Source organism: Roseburia sp. 1XD42-69, from assembly GCF_003612565.1.
GTDB lineage: Bacteria > Bacillota > Clostridia > Lachnospirales > Lachnospiraceae > Roseburia_B.
Map to the genome: position 1 here is coordinate 98,672 of NZ_RAZG01000008.1, position 16,270 is coordinate 114,941.

The window sequence follows — 16,270 nt, forward strand, 5'->3', positions numbered from 1 at the left end:
CCTCATTCCCTAAAACCAATCGCTGATATCAATATCAAAATGGTCTTTTCCCGGATATTTTGCGCTATAACAATTATACTGGTTCAGAAAAGGAGAATAGGTGGTTACCGTAAGCTTCTTATTACGTTCGTCAATAGTCAGCAGTCGCATAAAACCATTGCCGCCGCTGGCCGTTGCCTGATAATCCGCCATGAGCTGATATACTGTTCGGTCTTTTATTCCGTCATTATTATCATCTAAATCATCCTGACGACACTGTGCATCATGATTATGTCCGCATAAAACAAGATGGACATTAGGATTTTTCCTGACAATTTCTTCAAACAGTTTATCTCCCGTATCGCTGCGCATTCCATCCACACTCATATAGTCGTGGGTTGTCAGGATGGCTGGTATTTCCGTATGTTCCTTCAATATCGTATCCGCCCAGGTTATCATATCCGTATCCGGCCAAACCCCTAAAGCCAGGACAAGGTAATCCTGCCTGCCGGCATCTATAATCTGCGCACTTGCCTCCCCGTCATGGTAATACCAGACAGTATTACCTTTTATACCCTTTGCATCCATGCGGTTCTTTCCAAAATACGTTAAAAAATTCTCATATGGATTCCCTGAATTCGTCAGGTCATGATTGCCCGCAAGAATACTATAGGGAACCGTCCTGTCCAGATACGTCATCGCCTCATCTGCCCGCTGCCATTGTAAGGCATCCCCCGTCTGGTTCACCACATCCCCGGTATGGAATACAAAGTTTATATTCCTGTCCTCAATGTGCTCCGAAATCCATCTTGTCATAGTCATATATATATCCGGAGCGCTCTCACAGTAGTACTGCGTATCTGTCATCCAGACAAAAGTATAAGTCCTGTTTTTTCCCCAGCCGCATCCTGCAGTGCAAAAAATTACTGCAATCAAACTCATTTCTGCAAAAAATAGCTTTACTGCTTTTTTCATATCTGCAATTATACTTCCCTTCATTTCTATTCTGTTCCATTATATCATGTCAGGAAACCTTAAATATAATCTGCAAATAAATTTTTTCGGTTTGCTTCTGAAAAATTAGTATAAATATTAATATCCCCACTGTTTTAAGTCCGCCACCAGCTGTACATAAAATTCCCGCACATCAAATTCAGAAATATTTTCACGGTTTAAGTCAATCATATCCCCATGGGAAATACCCCGCTTCCCCTTTACGGTGAGCATTTTGTAGGAACTGCCCCATGGGAAGGAGGCTTCCCCCACAAGCCCGTCATTTACCCCATCGAAGTATTTGGCGAGATGATAGGTAAAGTTTAAGGGAAATCGCCCGCCGACAGATTTGTTGAGTTTTGACCCGATGCTCTGATACATGATACCAGGCACATCCGGAAACTTATTATTAAATTCACTGCAAAAAGACGCAGTTAAATTATTTACTGCTGCGAGAAAATCCGGATTAGGATCACCCAATTTTTTTAGTACGGCATTATATGTTTTTGCCACAGCTTCCTGCTCTGCCCGGGGGATTTTCGTGAGCAGGTAATCGGCAAATTCGCATCCCCTGTGGGGTGTGTTTATGGTAGTGAGGGTTGCCACATGCTCTTTCATACCCGGCAGACTCAGTGCATGACGGCAGTCAAGACCTCCCTTGGAATGTGCAATGATATTAACCTTTTCACAGCCTGTCTCCTCTATGATTTCCCTGATTCTTGCCGCAAGCTCAAGGACACTGTCTTCAACGGATGCCGCCGACTGATGGTTCCCATAGAATATACGGGCGCCGTTTGCTTCAAGCGCCTTTGGAATACGTCCCCAGTAATTAAAATACCTGAAATCCCGGAAAAATACGCCATGAACCATGAGAACAGGATATTTTGTGGCGCAAATCTGCTGTTCCCAGCGCTGCTTGCCCAACACTATTTTCCGGTTTTCCATTACAATCTCATCTGATACAATTTGAATCATCCGGCCAAGGACAACCAGATGCACAATGGGTATCATACCACAGATAACCGCAATTACCCGCATCTTGATTCCAAGCTGCTCCGACGAAAAAAATATGCGGAGCATGCCATTCCAGAAAACAACAGCTTCAAGGACAATGGCAATCAGTGTATTGATAATCCAAAGTTTCGGATCCTTAAATATGTTGTCCAGGGGCAAAAGGGTTGTAAAACTCAGGATAAACAGTGCAATGGACAATGCGGCGGAACCGAGAAATTCTATAAGCAGGGCATTGCCTTTGGCACAATTTTTCAGACGCTTTGTGCAGGGCAGGGAAAATACCGGGCAGAAATTCCCCGCAATATAGAATGGGAGAAATATCAAAAACAGGCCCGAACATTTTTGGAAAACAAGAAAATTGGATACAACAAAATAAATCAGTGAAAAAAGAATATAACTCATTAACTAATTTCCTTTCCAATATGTTTATCCAATCTCCATTCAGGTGCAGATCCATCATCCGCCCAGTATTCGTCTATTGCTGTGATTTTACCATCAACAACTTTTATGAAAGATGTCACATGAAATGACAATTCCCTATTTAGAGAATACACATGAGTAACTGTCACAAATAAATCGCCTGTTTTCTCAACTCTTTCTACTTCACCATTCCAACTGCCTGGATATTCACAATTTGCAATAATAAACTCATCCACAGTAAAATGCTCATTTGTGCAATGCCAGTTTATATATGCATTCCTGTCAAAATACTCCCTGATAGCATCCGCTTTTTGTTCTAAAACATCTTTCCAGAATTTATCTATATCCATCTACTTCCACACACTCTCTTTCATCTCCTGTTTCTTTTTATCCGCATACTTAAGTTTCTTTAATTCTAGCACAGACAACCCTATTTTGTCAGTATAAATCTCGGAAGTTTTTTTGTTCATGAAATAAAATTCTGAGTAAAAATCTTCTTGTAATAACTTTTCCAACACACTATAATGACATTTGTAAAAAATTTACACAGAAAGGACACTCAAATGGACAAAATCTTACTGATAGAAGACGACATAGAAATCAGCACCATGCTAAAAAACTTCCTCACCACAGAAAACTTTGAAGTTGTCACGGCATACGACGGGGAAAACGCATGCGAAAAGTTTTTTGCCGACAATTTCAGCCTGGTGCTTCTGGATTTAATGATACCGAAAATGAACGGCATAGAAGTTATGGGCAAAATCAGGGAAAGCCATACTGTGCCCATCATTATTCTCTCCGCCAAAGACACGGATTCCGATAAAACCTTTGGCCTTGGCTTAGGAGCCGACGACTATATCACAAAACCTTTTTCCGTCACAGAAGTGCTTGCCCGGATTAAGGCAAATATCAGAAGAAACACCCAATATGCCCCCTCCCCCCAAAATCCCCGGACAACTCTGAAAAAAGGCAGTCTTGTTATGAACTTAGAAAATTACACCGTCACAAAAGACGGCAAATCCCTGGAACTTACGGCAAAGGAATTTGAAATCTTAAGGCTTCTTATGGAAAATCCCAAAAAAGTGTATACAAAAGAGCAGCTCTATTCCCTTGTCTGGAAGGACGCCTATTTCGGGGATGAAAACGCCGTAAATGTGCATATCAGCAGATTGAGAAATAAAATCGAAGATTCTCCCAGAAACCCTAAATACGTGATTACTGTGTGGGGAATCGGCTATAAATTGGGAGATTTCTAAAATGGACAATACAATCCTCATATTCTTTTTGGCACTTACTGTCATATTCCTCACTCTTATCCTCATATACCAGCGTTTTGTCTTTACCAGGGGAATACAGTCAGAATTAATAAAAATCACCGAAAAACTCCGGGAAATCATGGAAAAAGACAGCGATGAGAAAATAATGGTATTTACGGAAAATAAAGTGCTAAAGGATTTAGACGGGCAGATAAATCTTCTGCTTTTAAAGCACCAGAAAGTTAAGGCTGACTTTAAAAGAGAAGAAATTTCCTCCAAAAAAATGTTGTCAAATATATCCCACGATATCAAAACGCCTTTAACTGTAATCCTTGGATACCTGGAAATTATGGGACTGAACCGCCCGGAAGATGAAATGCTAAAAAAGGCGCAATCCAAGGCAAAAGAGGTAATGAATCTGATCAACCAGTTTTTTACTCTGGCAAAACTGGAATCCGGCGATACAAATATTATCCTTACGAAAATTAATATTACGGAAACATGCAAAGAAACTGTACTGGGGTTTTACGATATTCTCCTCCAAAAGGACTTTACCGTTGACATTTCCATACCGGAAACGGCTATTTTTGTACAGGGAGAAAAGGATTCCATTTCCCGCATCCTTCAAAATCTCCTGTCCAATGTGATACGCTATGGAATAGACGGAAAATATCTGGGAATTGCCCTGCGCCAGGATGAAAACAGTGTATCTATTGACGTAATGGACAAAGGAAAAGGCATCCCCAACGAATTTGCCTCAAATGTTTTTGACCGTCTCTATACGATGGAAGACTCCAGAAACCGGGACATACAGGGAAATGGTCTGGGACTCACCATTGCAAAAAACCTGGCGCTAAAGCTGGGAGGCGATTTGCTTTTAACCAGCGAACCCTGGGTGAAAACAATTTTTACCCTTAGATTAAAGAAATTCTGAAGAGAGTGTTTTCATAAAAAGTATTCCCTGTAAACCTGCGAAAGAAATTTGTAAGAATTGGGCAAGAGTTTTGAAAAACAAAGTCTCTACAATGGTTTTTAAGAAAAGGAGGTAACCATATGCCAAATATATTACAGACAAACCAATTGACAAAAACCATTGACGGCAAAGATTTGGTGAAAAACGTAAATCTCCATGTAAAAAAAGGAGAAATCTACGGATTTTTAGGGCCAAACGGAGCCGGAAAGACCACTGTTATGAAAATGATTACAAATCTCTGGAAACCAACCCAGGGCAGGGTGGAACTCTTCGGGGAAACCCTTACCCCCACCTCCTATGAGGTGTTAAAGCGAATGGGAAGCATTATCGAATTTCCCTGTTTTTACGACCATCTCAGCGGATTGGACAATTTAAAACTCCACTGCGAATACATGGGATACCACACCCCGGACAGCCCGAAAAAATCCTTAGAGCTGCTGGGTTTGTGGAATGACGCCGAAAAACCGGCAAAAAGCTACTCCCTGGGGATGCGGCAGCGCCTGGGAATTGCCCGGGCCATCCTCTGTATGCCGGAGCTTTTAATTTTAGACGAGCCCACCAACGGCCTTGACCCCGCCGGAATGAAACAACTCCGGGATTTGTTTCGGATGCTCTGCCAGGAATACGGCATTACCATTTTCATATCCAGCCATATTCTCTCAGAAGTGGAAAGCATTGCAGACACCATAGGGATTATCCACAAAGGACAAATGATGAAAGAAATTTCCATGGAGAAAATTTCGGAAATGAATACAGCTTACGTAGAAGCCGCAGTGGAAAACGCAAAGAGAGCGGCCTATGTCCTCTCCGACAAACTGGAACTGACAAATTTTAAAATATTTGATGAACACCATATCCGCATTTATGACAAGAACGTAAACCCCAATGATATCTCAAAAGCATTTACTTCATATAAGATAACTATCCAGTCCATCGGGAAAAAACAGGAAAGCCTGGAGGATTACTTCTTAAAACTGACACAGGAGGGAGAATCATGTTAAAACTGATAAAATTAGAATGGAAGAAAAATAACATTGGAAAATACATACGAAATGCCCTGATTCTGGCTGGCTGCCTGTGCCTGTTCATCTTTGCCCTGGCATTTCTTGGAATCGCAAACGACCCCGACGGCACTTTAGACGCCGCAGAGGGAATGAATGCAATTTCCGCCCCCATAGAACTATTTACCAGCATGTCATTTCTTATTTTTACCAGCGTAATGTTATCCTCATTTATTGTCAGCGCATACAAAAATAAGACCATGAACCTGATGTTTTCCTACCCTATCAAACGGCAGAAAATATTGGCTTCCCAGATGCTTGCCGTGTGGCTTTTTAATTTTGCAGCGTTAGTACTCACCAAACTGGCAGTCTATCTTTGCATATTTGCAGGTTCAAAGTGTATGCCCTCTTCTTTTTTCATTGATTTTAATATTGGAGACCTGTCCTTTTATCTCCAGTTAATATTAAAGTCAGGGGTAATCGTAAGCATGAGCTTCATTGCATTATTTATAGGGATGATAAAAAAATCTTCAAAAACCACTATTGTCACTTCATTTTTGCTCATCTTCCTCACCCAGGCAAATGTGGGGGATTTCTCTATGGCAGGCAATGCCCTTTTCCCCGTCGTTTTAACCGCATTATCCTTCCTGTTTGCCTTTTTGTCCATTTATAATGCGGAACGCAAGGACTTATTATAAGGAGGTATCGTATGAAATTTAACAAAATAAATAAAAATTTATTATCTGCAGGAATTTTTGCCGCAGCTCTCTTCCTGGCAGGTTGTACATCAGAACAAAAAACTACCCCCAGCGAAGACTTTGCCTATAAAAACATCTCCAAAATCACCGTGGACAGTGATTCCTGGGATTTTGACATTTCCGCCTCAGATGACGGCGAAGTTCATATAAGCAGCGACAAAATAAAAGAGGAAAAGGACATTCAGCTTTCATTAGATGGAACAGAGCTTACCATTTGCCAAAACGACAGCTCCTCCAAAGGGCTTTCTGACCAATTCTCTTTTGGGAAATCCGGAAAGTTTACCCTTTCCCTTCCGGAAAATACGGATATTTCCCTGAATATTCATAACGGCTCCGGAAATATGACAGTACAGAATATTCAGCTCTCCGATTTTAATGTAGAAAATGATTCCGGCGCCCTGACGATTTCAAACCTGACAGCTCTTAGCGCAGAAATGTTCTCCGATTCCGGAGACATAAAATTAACGGACAGTTCCTGCACAAAAACCCACATGTCCACGAAATCCGCCTATGTCACTTTAAAAAACAGTGAAACAAGGGAAGCTGCATTTTCAACAGAGTCCGGGGAAGTGGGAATCAACAATATCAGCGGCTATAACAGCCTGTCCATAAAAACAGGATCGGGAGATATCTCCCTGTCCCATAAAAACACCCCGGAAAGCCTGACCTATGACGTTTCCAGCGGTTCGGGAGACATCACCTTAAAACTGGAAAATCTCAACCCGGCTTCCGATACGGAACAAAAAAAGCAGGGAATCGTTGGCAGTGGGGAAACTTCCCTGTCTGTCATAAGCGACAGCGGGACTGTGGTGGTGAAATAAAAATCTAAAGGGCTCTGTCAATGAAAAATAACTGGCTAATTTTTCACATTATTGGTACAATATAGAAATAGAAAAGGAGGTTTTCGCTTATGTTAAAAGGAAAAGTAGCAGTGGTAACAGGAGGCACAAGAGGAATCGGATACTGTATCGTAAAAAAATATCTGGAAAACGGCGCAAAAGTGATTCTCTTTGGCTCCAGAAAAGAAACCGTAGACAAAGCCCTTGACAGCTTAAAAGCAGAAAATGCAGGCTGGGAAGTGGAAGGGATGTATCCTGCCCTGACAAACCCAAAAGAAGTTGAGGCTGCTATTAAACAGATAAAAGATAAATACGGTAAAATCGACATTCTTGTAAACAATGCAGGAATTTCCCAGAGCACGCCTTTATGTGACTATACCCCGGAAGAATTTAACAATATTATAAATTTAAATGTAAATGCTCTGTTTTACACCATTCTTCCCACAGTAAAAATCATGAAAGAGCAGGGGGGCGGCTGTATTATAAACACCAGTTCCATGGTGAGCTTAACCGGCCAGTCCAGCGGCGTGGGCTATCCCACCAGCAAATTTGCAGTAAACGGATTAACCATCTCCCTTGCAAGAGAATTAGGAAAAGACCACATCAGAGTAAATGCCGTTGCACCGGGAGTGACTAAAACAGATATGGTTGCCGCTCTTCCCGATGAAGTGGTAAAGAGAATTTCCATGCAGATTCCTATGGGAAGGCCGGGGGAGCCTGAGGAAGTGGCCGACGCATTTTTGTATCTGGCCAGTGATTTATCAAGTTATGTTTCAGGGGAAATCCTGTCTGTGGACGGGGCTACCTGGATTTAATTCCAATTTTATGGTACAATATGAATAGAACCATTCATGTGCCTATAGGAAAGCAGGTGATCATATGCCAACTGAAAAAGAAATTAATAACTATTTATTTGACCAACTCTCTATCCTGGAACGAATTGAGGCCGTAACAGATGATGAAAAAGCATTAAAACAAATTGAACTTGAACGAAAACAGATTAATCGAAAATTATATCAGAAACCGCCTTTAATTAGTGAATAAAGGGCTCTTAAAAGGTGTAAAACCCTATATCGGATTTTACACCTTTTTTATCTTCTATGGATTTACCAATACAAAAACCTTCCCTTCCATAGCCGAAAGTTCCACTTCCCTCCCTGTCACCTTCTCCCCTTTCTCCCAGTCACAAAGCCTGTCCTTAAAACGTTCTGGCAAAACAACCTTTTGCTTTTCTTGGGATAATTGAAGCAGAACCAGCACTTCCTGCTCTGGGCATTTCCTGGTAAAACCGTAAACCATTTTTTCATTGTCCACAATGACGCTTCGAAAATTTCCCCGGGTAAGGGCCGGAAGGCTTCTCCGCATTTTAATACACTTCTTAAAATATTCTTCCATGGAAGGCACCCTTTCTCCCCAGGGCATGGGAGCCCGGTATTCCTCCTCCTCTTTTCCCGGAATCAGGGCCTCATCTCCATAAAAAACCGAAGGCGCCCCGGGACAGGTCATTAAGAAAAACACCGCAGCCTGAAAGGAAGCCTTATCTTTGTTACAGCAGGAGAAAAACCTTGGCACATCATGGGTGTCCAAAAAATTCATCTGAGCCAGGGACACAGGGTAGGGATAGCGGAGAAGCATGGCATTTACTTTTCTGTCAAACTCCTCCACGGAAATCCTCTTCTCTCCGAAAAATTCCTGGCAGAGGGACATAAAAGTGTAATTCATGGTGGAATCGAACTGGTCGCCTAAAAGCCAAATTTGCGCATTCTCCCAGATTTCCCCAATCAGGAGCGCATCTTCTTTTACCTTCCTTACCTCTCTGCGGAACTTCCGCCAAAATTCGTGGTTAATCTCATTTGCCACATCCAGACGCCAGCCGTCAATATCCGCATACTGAATCCAAAATACACCCACCTTTGCAAAATAGTCTGCCACCTCCAAAGCCCCTGTATTTAACTTGGGCATCTCTTTTACATAGGCAAATGCCTCATAATTGGGAGGCGTCTCATAGGAAACAGGAAAAGGCATCTCATAAAACCAGTTTTTATACCCTGATTTTTCTTCCTTTTCCCGCACGTCCACAAAACCGTCAAACTGGGCGCCGCAGTGGTTAAAAACCCCATCTAATATCAGACGTATCCCATTTTTGTGAAGTTCACCGGAAAGCTCTCGAAGCTCCTCTTTCGTCCCAAAACAGGGGTCAACCTCAAAATAATTTATGGTATCATACTTGTGGCAGGACTCTGCGGCAAACACAGGGTTTAAATACACACAGTTGACACCCAGATCCTTTAGATAGTCCACATTTTCAATAATTCCCCGAAGGGTCCCCCCATGGGTGCTTTTATATACCTTTCCATTTTCTGTAATACATTTTTTTTCATCCCTTAAAAAACGCTTTCCGCTTGCAAAACTGTCCGGAAAAATGTGGTACATCACCATTTCCTTGGCCCAGGGGGGAATGGCCGGGATATCCTCCCTGCGGATATAGGGGAATTGAAAAAAATGTGTCCTGTTTGTCGGAATCTCCCCAGAAAATCCGTATTCCCCATAATAAATTCTGTTGTTTCCGTCATCCAGGGAAAAATAATAGCACACTCTGGTATAGCTGTCCCTGATTTTAGCCTCATAATATTCAAACAAGCCATCCTCCGCAATGCGCTCCATCTCCACTTCTGTCACATCCACCGGGTCATTTACGCAGACTCTGTCACCGTAAAACAAACGGCTCTCCTTTATCTGATTTTTCCCGGCCCTTAAGCGTATCACCAGGGTATGCTCCCCCAGGGCATAGGCATAACAGGACAAGGGTATATGCAAAACTCCTTCTAACTGCATTGTTTCATCTCCATTCTCTCAAAAAATCAGCCTTTCACGCCACCGGCCGTCAAGCCGGAAACCATATACTTTTGAATACAAAAGAAAATAATCAAAATAGGAATGCTTACAAGCACTGCCGCCGCCGTAAACAATGACCAGCTTCTGCTGTAATCATTGGCCTGAAGCTGGTAAAGCCCCCCGGCAAGCGTATATTTGTCTCCGTTTAAAAGGAAAGTAGTGGCAAAAAGATATTCGTTCCACACAAAAATCAGCACCATCACCCCCGTCACGATAATCGCAGGCCGGGCAAGAGGCAGGACAATTTTCACCAGCATTGTAAAATCCGAGGCCCCGTCAATTTTAGAAGCCTCTTCTATTTCCATCGGAATTGTGTCAAAGTACCCCTTTAAATTCCAGATACTGAAAATGCACATAGACCCCGCATACACAATCATCAGCCCTGCATTGGAATCTAAAAGCCCAAAAGTCTTAAAGAGACGGAAAATTGCAAACATGGACAAAATCTGGGGGAAGGCATTTAACAGCACCAGGAGAAACAAAATCTTCATCCTTCCCTTAAAACGGTATCTGGAAAAAGCGTAGGAAGCCGTGGTGGCAAACCCCATGGCAAGTACCATAGTACCCAGGCTTAATACCACTGAATTTTTAAGCCACAGCAAAAAGGGCTCTTCCGTTATAATTCTCCTGTAATTTTCCAAAGTAAAACTCCTGGGGCCGCCCCCTCCTGCAAATGCACTGCTGCCATCACTGACAGAGAGCAAAAAAGCATACAGCACCGGAACCAGGGTGATAAAACAGAGAGCTAAAAAAACTGTATTTAAGCTAATAAGCGAAAGTGCCTGCCTGATTTTTCGTTTTCTCATGAATTTTCCTCCTTTAGCCCTCGGTTTGTAAACACAGAAAACAGGATAATAATTCCAAATATTAGAATAGAAACCGCCGAGGACAGTCCGTAATTATTGGAAACAAATGCATTTTCGTGGGCATATGTGATAATTGTCTGTATGGAGGCCCCGGTTAAGGAGCCTTTCTGTTTTGTCAAAAGATAGATAATATCAAACTGCTTAAAAGTGGTAAAGGCAGTCATAATTGCGGAAGGAGCAATGATGGGGCGGATGCAGGGCAGGGTGATAAAAATACTTTTCTGCCAGAAACCGGCTCCCTCCATCATAGCGCTTTCATACAGACTGGCATCTATGCTCTGCAATGCGCCGTCAATCATCATAATCATAAAAGGCAGGGCCATCCAGAGATTTAAAACCGTACATGCCAGAAATGCAGGTACGTTCTCAGACAGATAATTCAGTTTTGTGCCTCCAAGGGCTGTTACCACTTTGTTTAAAAGACCAAATTCTGAGTTAAACATACAAACCTTCCACAAAAGAATGGAAACATATGCGGGCATAGCCCAGGGAAACATAAGAAGTGTTTTATACACACGCTTTAACTTTAGCCCCTCCGCATTTAATCCAAGGGCAATAAAATAGGCTAAAAAAAGCTGCACGCCCATATTTACAGCTGTCCACAAAAGGGTTGTGCCAATGGCGGAGAGAAATCCCGAATCCGCCTTTAAAAGCGCCCGCTTATAATTTTCCAGGCCGATAAGATGAAAATCATTCCAATGGTACAGATTCATGTTTGTCAAAGAAATATATGCCGTATAGAGAATTGGAAACACAATGACAATCCCTATTAGTAGAAATGCCGGCAATGAGTACAGCCATGGAGTGGCCTTTTTCCTGTTTTTCATGGTTTGCTCCTTCGCTCTTTTACTGAATATCAGAAATTGCGGTAACTGCCTCTTTTTGGAAATCCTCTGCCGCCTGTGATACATCCTCATTTGACTTATTCACCGCCGCCAAAAATCCTTCCGCCGGCCCCCACATAACGCTCATCTGGGGAATATTTGGCATAGGCTCTGCCGTATCCGCCGTCTTTTTCATAGTCAGGACCATTTCATTGGCAGCAACGTCACTGTTATGGTAAACTTTTTCATTAGCTGAAGCACAGTTATTATTTACCACCAAATCCACTCCCACTTTTTCGGAAGCCAGGGCAGATAACACCTTTTCCACCGCATCTTTTTTTGCCCCTGCACTGTGTTTTAAAACACCCACTCCCTGGACGCCGGAATAAGGGGCCAAAGCCTTACCGTTTGGCAGGGTAAATTCGGAGAGCGACTTCATTCCCAAATCAATGCCTGCATCCTTAATTCCAGATAAGAGCCAGGGCCCTCCGATAATGGCCGAAGCTTTTCCCTCATTAAACAATGTAGTCACTGTATTGTAATCCCCGTCCGCCTGAAGGGCTGCAAATTTCTGATTGTAGGCCACAGCCTCTATGGTTTCCGGCAGATTAAGTCCGGGATTTCCCTCTTTGTCAATAATACATCCCCCAAACCCGTTAATAAAAGGCGCCACATTATAGGCTGTGGAATGCTGGTTGAGCACCCCATAGGTTCCTGCCTCCGTATCTGTATGGGTTTCCATATAGGCGTAGAGTTCATCGGTGGAATCCGGCACATCCCCCTCCCATAAACCTTTGTTATACAAAAACAACAGTGTCTCAAAATAAACCGGAACCATATACTGGGTATCCTTGTATGTGACGGCCTCCAGCGTCATCTCATTTAAGTCCCCGTTCAGGGAAGCCGTATCTAAAATATCCGACAGGGGTGCCAAAATTCCCATCTCAGCCAGCATCCCCAGGGAATCGTGGGCATAAAAATACATATCCGGGCCATTTACCTCATCCGTTCCGTAAAGTTTCAGCTGGTCTGTCAGGGCGGCTTTCTTTTCAAAAGAAACCCTAATGCCCTCTTCTTCCAACATCTCATTCACGTCTTTTTCCATGGTATCCATAATGGACTCATCCCCGTCGTGCCAGATTTTAATATTGGTTTCCCCTGCACTTTCCTTTTTGTCCGCTGTCTTTACCTCAGAGGCCTCTTTTTTCACGGAAGAATCTGTCTGCTTCTCCTTTGGCTCTTCCCCGCAGCCCGCCATTAATCCTGCAATCATACATCCGCATAAAATTTTACAAATCTCTCTCTTCATCCTTTTCCTCCATTCCAAATATAGGAAAACGCTTTCCATATTTTTCAAGTTTAACGTCAACTTCTAATCTTATTTTCCACTTTTTTTCTTATAAAGTCAATGAAATCCCCATAAATATACTTGACTTTGTCAGGAAAGCGCTATACTATAATTCTATATTCAGTCACTTTTCAAGGAGGTTCTTATGGCAGTTACCATAAATGATGTGGCAAGACTTGCAGGGGTTTCCCCCTCCACTGTATCTAAAGTTTTAAACAACTGGTCAACCATTTCCCCGGCAACGGCAGAGAGGGTTCATGAGGCAATTCGGAAGCTGGACTACACCCCAAATGCCAGGGCGGTGAGCTTTGCCAGACAGTCCACCAAAAATATTGCCTTTTTAACTGCAATCACCCGGAATGAGGCGTACAAAAATCCCCACATGTTTGATATCATGTGCGGTGTACACAACGAACTTGGGAAAGAAAATTATTCCCTGACATTAATCGACTCTTCCAGGGAAAGTTATCCCGGAGAGACGGCGGAAAAAATTATTTCCCAGAAATCTGCTGATGGTATTGTGGTACACGGTTCCGCCGTCAATGAAACCGTGGGCAATCTTCTTGTAAAACGCCAATTTCCCCACATCATTATCGGACACCCCAATTTTTCCAGCCAGCTGTGCTGGATTGACACAAACCATGCCTTGGCCGGGGAATTTGCCGCAGAGCACATGATTTCCTGCAATTACACAAATGCTGCCTTTGTGGGAGGGAGAAAGTCTGACTTTATCTCAGTCCAGAGAGAACGGGGTTTTTTAGGGCTTATGGGCAAATACGGCTACGGCGTGCCCCAATCCCACGTGATACACACGGATTCCTCTGTGAGGGAGGCTGCCGCCGCTGCCTTAACACTGCTGTCCAAAAAAAATCCCCCCAGGGCCATTGTCTGTGAAAACAGCCAAATCGCCCTGGGGGTTTCAAAAGGCATTGAAAAAACGGGGAAATCTGTCCCCAAAGATATTGCTTTCCTTACATTTGACACCTATCCTTACTCCGGTGTAATTGAGCCTAAACCCACAATTATTGACATCAATATGTACGATATGGGGGTTCAGGCAGGGCAGGTAATGCTGCACAAATTGGAAAATCCTTCCCTGCAGGTGCAAAGCTATACTACCCTTCCGGTGCTTTTGCAGGGGGAGAGTACGGAAGTGGGGGGAGTGTAATAAGATTAAGGTGTAAAGTCCTTATTCGGCCGTGTTGCTCTATCCATGTAATAAACTAGACTGTTTGTAATCCGCAGAGAGGGATTTTACTATATTGATAAAACAAAAATGATAAAAGACCTGTTGGAGCATATGGCGTATGTAAATCTCTTCACACGTCCCAGGCGTTTTGGAAAAAACCTGAATATGAGTATGCTGAAATACTATTTTGAAATCGGGTGTGATAAAATGCTTTTTCATGAACTGGCAATTTCCGGAGAAAAAGATCTCTGTGAAAAATATATGGGAAAGTTTCCGGTTATCTCTATTAGTTAAAAAAACGCTGAGGGAGAGAACTTTGCCAAAGCAAAAGGTAAACTGCGTTCCATCATAGGTCACGAAGCTTCCCGGTTTTCCTTTCTTGAAAACAGTGAAATATTATCCGAACCAGAACGCCTGCAATTTGCAAAACTTTTAGAATTAAATCACAGAGGCGAATTTGCAATGTCAGACGAACTCCTTGAGGACAGTTTATTTATGTTGTCAGGATTTTTGTACCGGCACTATGGACAAAAGGCCATTATTCTCATTGACGAATATGACGTCCCTCTGGATAAGGCATATCAGTCAGGATACTATGATGATATGGTAAATCTGGTCCGAAACCTTTTTGGCCAGGCTTTAAAAACAAACAGCAGCCTGTATTTTGCAGTGCTCACCGGATGTTTGAGAATTTCCAGGGAAAGTATTTTTACAGGTTTTAATTATTTTAATGTATACACAGTAAAAGATGCATCCTACCATGAATATTTTGGATTTTCTGACAGAGAAGTTTTAGAATTGCTAGAATACTACTATTGCTGAAATCCCCTGTTATTCAAGCCGTAGCCTCCCCACAATACTTTGCTTCTCCAAATTCTTAAAACAGATATACGGAATCAGGACTGCAAAGACAATCAAAATCGGTGTACAGATTATAAGGGGCAGGAGTGTGAAATGGAAAGTCGCTGTCCAGTCACCGGCTACCATCATCCGCACTCCAACAAGGACACCGAAAGCGCTTAGGATATAAGATACAAAGAGCGTACTAACCGCATAATAAAGGCCCTCGTCAATTAGCATCGTTTCCGCCTGCGGTTGGCATTCCTCGGACACATCAAAGAACAGTTTTCGCAGGGTATTGTCCGGGTACATCATTCGGAAAGCATCTGCTGGAAGATAAAACGAAAGAAAATCCTGTATACTGCTGTTTACCCCTCAGTAATTGTGGCTATATCCATCACAATGGCCATAACCTCATATTGCTGTCCATTCAGTTCTACCATGTCCCCAACAGAATAAGTCGGCTGTGTTTCTTTCTCTGCATCTTCCGCACCGGTAGCCGCTTCCATAATTACATAGCCCCCCAGACAAAAATTTCTCTTTATCAAAGATGCCATGCGGAAGTTATCAGCTACAACAAAAAGAACCTTGAAAGGGAGCTTCAGAACGAGAGCCGACAGCAGAACAGGCAACAGAACAGGACTAAGCGTAGGGGGGGAAGAAATTTAATGTGAATTTTATTGTAAAGACAAGCCTTATTTTGTATAATTGAAGTGTGGCAGGAGCAGGATATATCGTATCTTATGTTACAGATTTTTAGAAATCAAGGTGGTAAGGTGTCGGACGATACAAAACAGACGCAGGAAGTTAAGGCAAAGCGTACCGCAAAAAACAGTGTATTTTTAGACCTTTTTCAAGATAAAAAGAATTTGCTGAAACTGTATAAAACATTGCACCCAGAGGATACAGACGCAACAGAGGACACACTAGATATTGTAACAATAGACAATGTTTTGACAGATAATCTCTATAATGATTTGGGCATAATGGTGGGTAACAATAGGTTGCTTTTGTTGTTGGAAGCGCAATCGAGTTGGACGGTAAATATTTTAATCAGAATACTTCTGTATTTAGC

17 protein-coding genes and 2 pseudogenes are annotated in these 16,270 nt (G+C 42.5%); 10 read left to right on the forward strand and 9 right to left on the reverse strand.

Translation table 11 applies throughout. The features are described 5' to 3' along the window. Window positions 1-9: 9 nt before the first annotated feature. From D7Y06_RS06215 to D7Y06_RS06225, 3 genes are all read right to left on the reverse strand, one after another. Complete coding sequence (locus D7Y06_RS06215) at window positions 10-954, reverse strand: metallophosphoesterase (protein WP_158591272.1); 945 nt, start codon at window positions 952-954, stop codon at window positions 10-12. A gap of 117 nt (window positions 955-1,071) precedes the next feature. Next, window positions 1,072-2,388: an esterase/lipase family protein gene (locus tag D7Y06_RS06220; RefSeq protein WP_120406958.1), complete on the reverse strand. Its 1,317-nt coding sequence runs from the start codon at window positions 2,386-2,388 to the stop codon at window positions 1,072-1,074. Further along, the gene (locus tag D7Y06_RS06225; RefSeq protein ID WP_120406959.1) at window positions 2,388-2,756 is read right to left on the reverse strand and encodes a nuclear transport factor 2 family protein; all 369 of its coding nucleotides are present in this window, start codon (window positions 2,754-2,756) and stop codon (window positions 2,388-2,390) included. Before D7Y06_RS06225 ends, D7Y06_RS06220 begins: the two co-directional genes overlap by 1 nt. Before the next feature lie 213 nt (window positions 2,757-2,969). Here D7Y06_RS06225 and D7Y06_RS06230 point away from each other — a divergent pair, with 213 nt between their 5' ends. The 7 genes from D7Y06_RS06230 (at window position 2,970) to D7Y06_RS26460 (ending at window position 8,277) form a co-directional block, all read left to right on the forward strand. Further along, complete coding sequence (locus D7Y06_RS06230) at window positions 2,970-3,662, forward strand: response regulator transcription factor (RefSeq protein ID WP_120406960.1); 693 nt, start codon at window positions 2,970-2,972, stop codon at window positions 3,660-3,662. Between the two features lies 1 nt (window position 3,663). Beyond that, entirely contained in the window at window positions 3,664-4,596 is a 933-nt protein-coding gene (locus D7Y06_RS06235; protein ID WP_120406961.1) for a sensor histidine kinase, read from the forward strand. 119 nt (window positions 4,597-4,715) lie between these two features. Then, a complete protein-coding gene (locus tag D7Y06_RS06240; protein ID WP_120406962.1) occupies window positions 4,716-5,636 on the forward strand; it encodes an ABC transporter ATP-binding protein in 921 nt (306 codons plus the stop codon). Then, on the forward strand, window positions 5,630-6,334 hold the full coding sequence (locus tag D7Y06_RS06245; RefSeq protein WP_120406963.1) for an ABC transporter permease: 705 nt from the start codon (window positions 5,630-5,632) through the stop codon (window positions 6,332-6,334). Before D7Y06_RS06240 ends, D7Y06_RS06245 begins: the two co-directional genes overlap by 7 nt. Window positions 6,335-6,345: 11 nt before the next feature. Beyond that, a complete protein-coding gene (locus D7Y06_RS06250) occupies window positions 6,346-7,215 on the forward strand; it encodes a DUF4097 family beta strand repeat-containing protein (protein ID WP_120406964.1) in 870 nt (289 codons plus the stop codon). Window positions 7,216-7,304: 89 nt separating this feature from the next. Further along, the gene (locus D7Y06_RS06255; protein WP_120406965.1) at window positions 7,305-8,048 is read left to right on the forward strand and encodes an SDR family NAD(P)-dependent oxidoreductase; all 744 of its coding nucleotides are present in this window, start codon (window positions 7,305-7,307) and stop codon (window positions 8,046-8,048) included. 64 nt (window positions 8,049-8,112) lie between these two features. Beyond that, on the forward strand, window positions 8,113-8,277 hold the full coding sequence (locus D7Y06_RS26460; RefSeq protein WP_199714644.1) for a hypothetical protein: 165 nt from the start codon (window positions 8,113-8,115) through the stop codon (window positions 8,275-8,277). Between the two features lie 54 nt (window positions 8,278-8,331). Here D7Y06_RS26460 and D7Y06_RS06260 read toward each other — a convergent pair whose 3' ends face one another. Genes D7Y06_RS06260 through D7Y06_RS06275 form a run of 4 tightly spaced genes read right to left on the reverse strand, consistent with a single transcriptional unit; the run spans window position 8,332 to window position 13,127 of the window. Next, window positions 8,332-10,068: a glycoside hydrolase family 13 protein gene (locus D7Y06_RS06260; RefSeq protein WP_120406966.1), complete on the reverse strand. Its 1,737-nt coding sequence runs from the start codon at window positions 10,066-10,068 to the stop codon at window positions 8,332-8,334. 26 nt (window positions 10,069-10,094) lie between these two features. Beyond that, complete coding sequence (locus tag D7Y06_RS06265) at window positions 10,095-10,934, reverse strand: sugar ABC transporter permease (RefSeq protein WP_120406967.1); 840 nt, start codon at window positions 10,932-10,934, stop codon at window positions 10,095-10,097. Continuing rightward, window positions 10,931-11,821, reverse strand: a complete 891-nt coding sequence (locus D7Y06_RS06270) for a carbohydrate ABC transporter permease (RefSeq protein ID WP_120406968.1) — start codon at window positions 11,819-11,821, stop codon at window positions 10,931-10,933. Before D7Y06_RS06270 ends, D7Y06_RS06265 begins: the two co-directional genes overlap by 4 nt. Window positions 11,822-11,840: 19 nt before the next feature. Continuing rightward, complete coding sequence (locus D7Y06_RS06275; RefSeq protein WP_120406969.1) at window positions 11,841-13,127, reverse strand: extracellular solute-binding protein; 1,287 nt, start codon at window positions 13,125-13,127, stop codon at window positions 11,841-11,843. Between the two features lie 184 nt (window positions 13,128-13,311). On the opposite strand from D7Y06_RS06275, the gene D7Y06_RS06280 reads away from it, so the two are divergent. Further along, window positions 13,312-14,334 carry a LacI family DNA-binding transcriptional regulator gene (locus D7Y06_RS06280; protein ID WP_120406970.1) on the forward strand — a complete coding sequence of 341 codons (1,023 nt, stop codon included), beginning with the start codon at window positions 13,312-13,314 and terminating at the stop codon, window positions 14,332-14,334. Window positions 14,335-14,394: 60 nt separating this feature from the next. Further along, window positions 14,395-15,168, forward strand: a pseudogene (locus D7Y06_RS28530) (AAA family ATPase); the annotation flags it as partial. 18 nt (window positions 15,169-15,186) lie between these two features. Here the strand turns inward: D7Y06_RS28530 and D7Y06_RS26910 are convergent. Together D7Y06_RS26910 and D7Y06_RS26915 are read right to left on the reverse strand one after the other, a co-directional pair. Continuing rightward, window positions 15,187-15,510: a hypothetical protein gene (locus D7Y06_RS26910; protein WP_243119128.1), complete on the reverse strand. Its 324-nt coding sequence runs from the start codon at window positions 15,508-15,510 to the stop codon at window positions 15,187-15,189. A gap of 53 nt (window positions 15,511-15,563) precedes the next feature. Further along, window positions 15,564-15,752, reverse strand: coding sequence for a hypothetical protein (locus D7Y06_RS26915; protein ID WP_243119130.1), 189 nt, complete (start codon window positions 15,750-15,752; stop codon window positions 15,564-15,566). 186 nt (window positions 15,753-15,938) lie between these two features. Between D7Y06_RS26915 and D7Y06_RS06295 the strand changes: the two are divergent. Further along, window positions 15,939-16,270, forward strand: a pseudogene (locus D7Y06_RS06295) (hypothetical protein); the annotation flags it as partial.